Raw genomic sequence first — 6,392 nt, 5'->3', positions numbered from 1 at the left:
ACCTTAAATGTACGCGGAGACAGAGTAAGACTATGAAAGGTAGCATCAGTCGATGAGGCGTAAAGAATCCCCGCGCGTTTACGCCGGGGAGTATGTCAAAACTAAAATCTAAAATCACATGAATTTTATCGGTGAAATCGCGGCTTTAGGTGCTGCATTTGTCTGGGCTCTATCTTCCACAATCTGGCAGCGAGTCGGACAGCAAATCCCCGCAGTTGTACTAAACTTGCTCAAAGGTGCGATCGCCCTGGTCATGCTTCTTACCACGATAATAATCTTAGGCAAATCCTTACCATCCGTAAACCCGAATATTTTAGCAATGCTGCTCATCAGCGGCGCCCTAGGAATTGGCATCGGAGACACCGCTTTCTTTATCGTATTAAAATATTTAGGCGCGAGGCGAGCGCTGCTTTTAGAAACCCTATCTCCCCCTTTGACAGCTTTATTCGGCTTGATATTTTTGCAAGAAAAGCTATCGCCTATTGCTTGTACAGGCATTCTTTTAACAATCTGCGGCGTAGCTTGGGTGATTGCCGAACGAACAGCCGAAACCACCTTACCATCAAAACATCTTTGGCAAGGATTAGGCATTAGTTTATTAGGACAAACAGCCCACGCAGCCGGAGCAGTTTTATCCCGCGCCGCCTTCGCTCAAATAGATATCGATCCCTTGTGGACAGCGGCCTTACGTTTGAGCGGAGGTATGGCAGTCATGCTGTGCTTTCTCAACCCCACAAACCTTGGCACTTTCCAACAATTAAAAGCGCCAAAAATATTAGGTGCAATAATTTTAGCAGCTTTTTTGGGAACCTATCTCGGAATTTTCCTGCAACAGACTTCCTTGAAATATGCACCCGCAGCCATCGCTCAAGCACTTAGTTCTACAAGTCCCCTGTTTATACTGCCTCTAGCCGTACTCGCGGGCGAAAAGGTTAGTCTCCGGGCTGTTGTGGGTGTGGTTTGTGCGATCGGCGGAATCGCGCTATTATTGGGATTGAGGTGATTCGATTTTAGATTTTAGATTTGATATAAGTTCTCAACAATAATGAAACTATACGTCAGATCCCAACCACGATTTTAGTCATCAATTTTTAATCTCAAACGTCTAATTTAGAATACTATGAATTATGATGCAGGCAAGCAAAACAATAATTATACCAATTTTCAACGAAATAACAGTATTCTTGTCCCCCCCCTTAGCAAGGGGGGGCTAGGGGGGGTCGAAGAGTGTTGCACAATTTTAGATAATTGGTATTATTTAGCAATTGCCAACCAACAGATTGACTGGCTTAAAAAACAGCCAGATGGCATTATATTTCAGCAAGATTCCGGCGACAGCATTGTAGCAATCAAAAAAGATAAATCATGCTTACTCCTGGTTTTGGTAGACAGAGAAACTTTGAGTACAAGTGTAGCTCAATCAATCCTCGACCTCAACAATCCACTTAAATTAATATTTCCATATTCCCAAGCAATGCTGTTAGCATTACTCTGGAAAACTCAACCAAAAAATATCTATATAATCGGTTTTGGGGGTGGCACTCTTCCCAGAATTTTGCATCACTATTTCCCTAACGCGATAGTCGAATCTGCTGACATAGACGCAACAGTTGTCGAAGTTGCTCAAAAGTTTTTTGGCATTCAATTTAATGACAGACTAAAAGTAGCCATTCAAGATGGTCGTCAATATCTTGCCGAACAAAATCCCACCATAAAAAATGATATAATTATTGTGGATGCTGGTTTTGGCAGCGGCTATATGCCCTATCCATTGGTCACACAAGAATTTTACCAACTCTGCAAAACGCACTTGTCAAATACGGGCGTTGTAGCTATCCACCTATTCCACAAACAAGAGTTTAATGCGGCGGCGGTTAAAACAATTCAAAGTGTGTTCGCACAAGTTTATATCTGCAATTTAGATGCTGGTAACAGTATAGCGTTCGCGACTAATGCTCCAGATTTAGCTAGAAATGAAATCTTCTTGAAAGCCGAACTTATTCAAGATTTCCACAATTTAGAATTTTCCTTAATAGAAATGTCGTTTCAGCTCAAAACATTAGCGGAATTGCCGGAATGGCTGAAAATTTGGGAAACGCTACCAATTTTTACAGATGCTGCAATGCCGAGGGAATATTTGGAGTGATCGCAATATTATACTAAGCTTGAAAATTTCTGGCTACAACACCAAATTTTAAGTAGAGTTAAATGGATGGTTGTGTTCTCAAAGATTCTTGGTTGTGCGTCGCGATGGGATTTTCTCTCTTTTTTGAGGATTAGCAGTGGCGACGCACCCTACAGATACTGTTGCATTGATTGTTGAAATTGGTATTAAACCAACTACTTGACAGTGCAATGGTAATAGTGTATTATGTAAGTAGTACACATATAATAAAAACATGAGACTAAAAAGTTGGGAGTCTCCCCGCAACGAGGGCAGAAACTCTAAAGGCAAAGGCGGCTCGGCCAGAGCTAGACAGCTCAAAAAGCAACAGCAAACTCTCCGAAAAAAGTTAAAAGCTCAGCACGATCGCCCAAACGATCGCCCACCAAACCACAAACCAAACAACAAAGGGAAGGAAACCGATAATTCCTTCCCTTTTTTTGTATCTTTCTGCCGTTGCTCAATCCCGCTGAATGTTCGGACAAATGGTGCGAGTAATACACTCCGGCGAGGGTTTCTCTTGCCAGCGGTTGAGAATTCCTTGCAATTCTCCTTTCAAAGTTTCTAACGCTGCAATTTGCCCGGAAATTGCCTCAACCTTGGCCGTTAGATGCTGCTTCGCTTCAGAGCAAGGCAACTCTCCCCGATCGCGAACTTGTAAAATATCCTTAATCTCCTGAAGGCTCAAACCCAGAGCCTGAGATCGTTTAATAAACGCCAACCTGTTGAATACCGCTTCCCCAAACAAGCGATAACCAGCCGGCGATCGCTCTACCGCCGGAGACAGCAGGCCCATTTCGTCATAGTAACGAACAGTTTTCACCGATAAACCGCTACAACCCGCTACAGAGCCAATTTTGTACAGTTTCTCGGCAACAGTAATATTCATACAGCAAGCCTCAAAGATCGAAGATCGAAAGACTTTTTTGATCCTATGTTTAGTAATGCCTCAGATGCAGAGTGGCGCGATCGCCACCTCACCCCCGTCGCCGTTGCGCGCTAATCTTAATAAGGAGGATTTTTCTTAGACACGTTGTTGAGCGTGGGCAACTGAGGTCGAGAAGACTGAGGAGGAAGATAGTATTCGGCAGCAGGGGCGGGTTGTTCGGCTTCAGAGCGGTAAACTTGCCACCAACGGAGACCCATCGCTACCCCAGCAGTACCCAGTCCAAAAGCCAATAAAGAGCCGCTCGCACCAATGCTGCCGATGGCTGCATCGACAACGCCCACTGTTATAACAAAGCTGGTAATTGGCTCTCTACGGTAAGCTGACTTCAAAAGTCGCGTCCACGAAGCATTCATGTGGTTTTACTCTGTTCTATATTTATCTAAAATCTCTAAAACTTAGAGTTGGCGGTGCGATCGGGATTTCTAGCTTTGAAACTAGCTTCACCTCAATTAATCTTCTCGCCTGTCGCGAATTGTACGGGAGCGAGGCCAAATTGCCAAGCTTGCCCAATCAAAATTTCATCCGACATACAAACCCAAAGCTAGCTCTTGCATTGTCTAAACCGATGTTTCTCGATCGACAAGTCGCTGGGCTTGATTTCTAACTAATATTCTAATCAATTCGCGAAGTGGTCGCGGCCAGCGGCGTGACACCCTTGCGAGTGACAGTCCAGACCAAGTGTGAGGTTGACCCGCCTAAAAACGGGTACCCTGCCCTCAACGCTCGCTGGTTGGTTAACCCCCCAATTTTAGACTCCTGTTCAACCTTCCAGATGAATCTGTGGACTCAATCTAAAATCTAAAATCTAAAATCTAAAATCGGCTGACCGCGCCCTTGCTAAAATTAGTTGAGACCTAACCAGGCCAGCAACCCCTGCCCTGTGACATACTCGATAATTAAAGTTAGGGAAAAACCAATCATCGCAGCTCGACCGTTCAGGCGTTCCGCGTAGCTGTTGAAGCCAAACTTTGGTTGTTCCACTTTGGGAGTGACGGTGGGTTGTACTTGTGTCATTGCTTTGGATACCTTGCGATCGACGCTAGTGAAATCGAATGTTAGTTACAAATCTTAAACATTTCTACTTCCATTATAAGGAGAGTTAACCGCCATCAACCGTCCACGCTAAAAAAAACTGTTGCCAATTAAAGCCACTCAATTATATCCGTTCAAAATATGACTAATCAGTTAGATAACGATAAGCTTCCGGTAGCTGCACAGCGAGTTGCCTTTGCCCTTCGGACAGCAGGCTGGGTGTGCTTCTGGGTGCAGTCAGTGCTGGCGGTGGTAGCGACGATTATTTTGCTCTTTGCCATCCCCTTTGCTATCCCCAGCGCCACTGCGCCTGGAAGTTCAACCAGTGCCGGCACCGGCGGCGGCGTCTTTTTTGCTCTTTGCGGGCTGGCAGTGCTCGGTTACAGCGTGTATCGCGCTTTCCGTTTCACCCGCTTGTCGAGAGAATTGCGATCGCCCGCCAACGCTGTCCGCCCCAAAAAAGCAGACACGATCAAACAAGTGCGGTTGACACTGATGAGCAACTTATTAGGAATGCTGCTGACACTGATCGGTGCAGAAGCTATCAGCGGCACGCTGTTAGCCAAATCTTTAGCTCAGCCGCAAGCTTTGTTCGGTGCGGCAGTAGATTTCAGCAGATTTATTCAGCCTTTAGACATATTTGTGGTGCTAGCCAATACTCACGCGACTGTTGCCCACTTTGTCGGGATTATCGGTGCTCTTTGGTTGCTAGATCGCATCCACAAGCAATAGTTCAACAGTTGACAGTTGACAGTTGACAGTTGACAGTTGACAGTTGACAGTTGACAGTTGACAGTTTGAGAGTGACCTCTACCCTTAAGTCCGAGGATTGGAGCAATGAATAGTCTGATTTTAATTTCTTCCTCAAAGGCTTGGGGCTTTCAACCAATTCTTTCTGGTAATTGGTAATTGGTAATTGGTAATTGGTAATTGAGAATTGGTCTTCTCTCCCCCTCTCCCCCCTCTCCCCGTCTCCCCCTCTCCCCCTCTGCCACTATCCCACCTCCCGGACTATCCCACTATCCCCCAAGTGGCATCCGGAATCACTGCCAAGCTTTAGAAGAACGTACTCAGATACCTTCTAGCAAGACAACACAAACATCATGGCACTGAAACCCGAGGCTTATTTTGGGGTGACAGATCACGCAACTATTGAAATTTCTCAAGAAAGTTTTCGTTCTGTTCTCGGTCAAATAGAAGCTGAACTCCTCTGTAGCGACACCTACAGCCAAGCTCTAGCTAGCTTGCAAACCATGTTGGGCGAAGCAGCATCTGCTGCCGAAATTTTAATTAGAGCAGTTAGCAGAGAAGCAGTCAAGCTCGCATTCGATCGATTTGGCAAACCAAACAAAACGGAAATGCAAGTCGTCCAAGAGAGTGTCGCGGCTCCAAGTGACACCGCATCCTATGTTAGAGAAGAAGAGCCACCAGTACCTGCTCCTGTTTTCTATTGGCGCAGTGCTGCTGTGGAAGCTCCTGTTACAACAGAGTCCGAGACTGAAAATTGCGATCGAGATTCTAACACTTTAGAAGAAAACAAAGAAGCGCTCAAAGACGAAATTAAAGTCGATTCGGCTGCACCTGCAACTGTCATCGCCCCCGCTAAATCCTTCCCAGGGTTTGGTTTTCCCAAGAAGGAGAAAAAACTTACCAAGGAAGAGGAAGCAGCTTTAGCAGTTCAAGAGCGAGAAGAGTGCCTGCGGGAGTTGGGTAGAGAGTTGCGTAAGGGACGGCAAATTCGATCGCTATCCATCCAGCAAGTCCACAGTCAAACTCTCGTGCCGCTGCACCACATCGAAGCGATCGAAAATGGGGAAATCGACAAACTGCCCCAAGATATTTACGTTAGAGGTTTTATCCGCAGATTGGGCGACGCCTTAGGGCTAGACGGCACCGCGATGGCGAATGCTTTGCCAAAACCGGCTCCGAGTCCAATAATTCCCAGTACCTATTTGTCTGCTTCCAACTCCGACTCCGGCGAAGGCTTTCAAATGAGTCCGGTGCATTTGTACATCGGCTACACTGCTTTGATGGCTGGGGCGATAGGGGGTGTGGGTTGGTTGTCGCAGCAACCCGTTGTACCTGGGGCCAATGCAGTGGAGCCACAGGTGACACCGCCCGCTTCTGTTGCACCGTCTCCAAAAAGCCAAGAAAAAGCGCCTCAACCGGGCTTGAAGAAGTCTAAGAGTCACGGGGGCATGATTATGGGGGCTGACATGGCACCGCCGGAGGTGATTTTTGGTTAGA

Annotated in this window: 7 protein-coding genes; 4 read left to right on the top strand and 3 right to left on the bottom strand. The window is 46.2% G+C overall.

The genetic code is table 11. The annotated features are described in order from the left end of the window. Positions 1-118 precede the first annotated feature (118 nt). Positions 119-1,003, top strand: a complete 885-nt coding sequence (locus JGK14_RS19070; protein WP_325315380.1) for a DMT family transporter — start codon at positions 119-121, stop codon at positions 1,001-1,003. 117 nt (positions 1,004-1,120) lie between these two features. Further along, positions 1,121-2,146: a spermidine synthase gene (locus JGK14_RS19065; RefSeq protein WP_325315379.1), complete on the top strand. Its 1,026-nt coding sequence runs from the start codon at positions 1,121-1,123 to the stop codon at positions 2,144-2,146. A 478-nt stretch (positions 2,147-2,624) separates the two neighbouring features. On the opposite strand, the gene JGK14_RS19060 is transcribed toward JGK14_RS19065, so the two are convergent. From JGK14_RS19060 to JGK14_RS19050, 3 genes are all read right to left on the bottom strand, one after another. Continuing rightward, positions 2,625-3,053: a heavy metal-responsive transcriptional regulator gene (locus tag JGK14_RS19060; protein ID WP_293181806.1), complete on the bottom strand. Its 429-nt coding sequence runs from the start codon at positions 3,051-3,053 to the stop codon at positions 2,625-2,627. Positions 3,054-3,169: 116 nt separating this feature from the next. Beyond that, positions 3,170-3,466 carry a hypothetical protein gene (locus tag JGK14_RS19055; RefSeq protein ID WP_293181807.1) on the bottom strand — a complete coding sequence of 99 codons (297 nt, stop codon included), beginning with the start codon at positions 3,464-3,466 and terminating at the stop codon, positions 3,170-3,172. Between the two features lie 490 nt (positions 3,467-3,956). Beyond that, on the bottom strand, positions 3,957-4,127 hold the full coding sequence (locus JGK14_RS19050; RefSeq protein ID WP_293224763.1) for a hypothetical protein: 171 nt from the start codon (positions 4,125-4,127) through the stop codon (positions 3,957-3,959). A 159-nt stretch (positions 4,128-4,286) separates the two neighbouring features. Between JGK14_RS19050 and JGK14_RS19045 the strand changes: the two genes are divergently transcribed. After that, the gene (locus tag JGK14_RS19045; RefSeq protein ID WP_293212083.1) at positions 4,287-4,877 is read left to right on the top strand and encodes a DUF3611 family protein; all 591 of its coding nucleotides are present in this window, start codon (positions 4,287-4,289) and stop codon (positions 4,875-4,877) included. Positions 4,878-5,248: 371 nt separating this feature from the next. Continuing rightward, positions 5,249-6,391, top strand: coding sequence for a helix-turn-helix domain-containing protein (locus JGK14_RS19040; RefSeq protein ID WP_293212082.1), 1,143 nt, complete (start codon positions 5,249-5,251; stop codon positions 6,389-6,391). Position 6,392: the final 1 nt, after the last annotated feature.

The organism is Microcoleus sp. PH2017_28_MFU_U_A, from assembly GCF_020738035.1.
GTDB lineage: Bacteria > Cyanobacteriota > Cyanobacteriia > Cyanobacteriales > Microcoleaceae > Microcoleus.
This window is presented reverse-complemented; position numbering and strand designations above follow the sequence as displayed.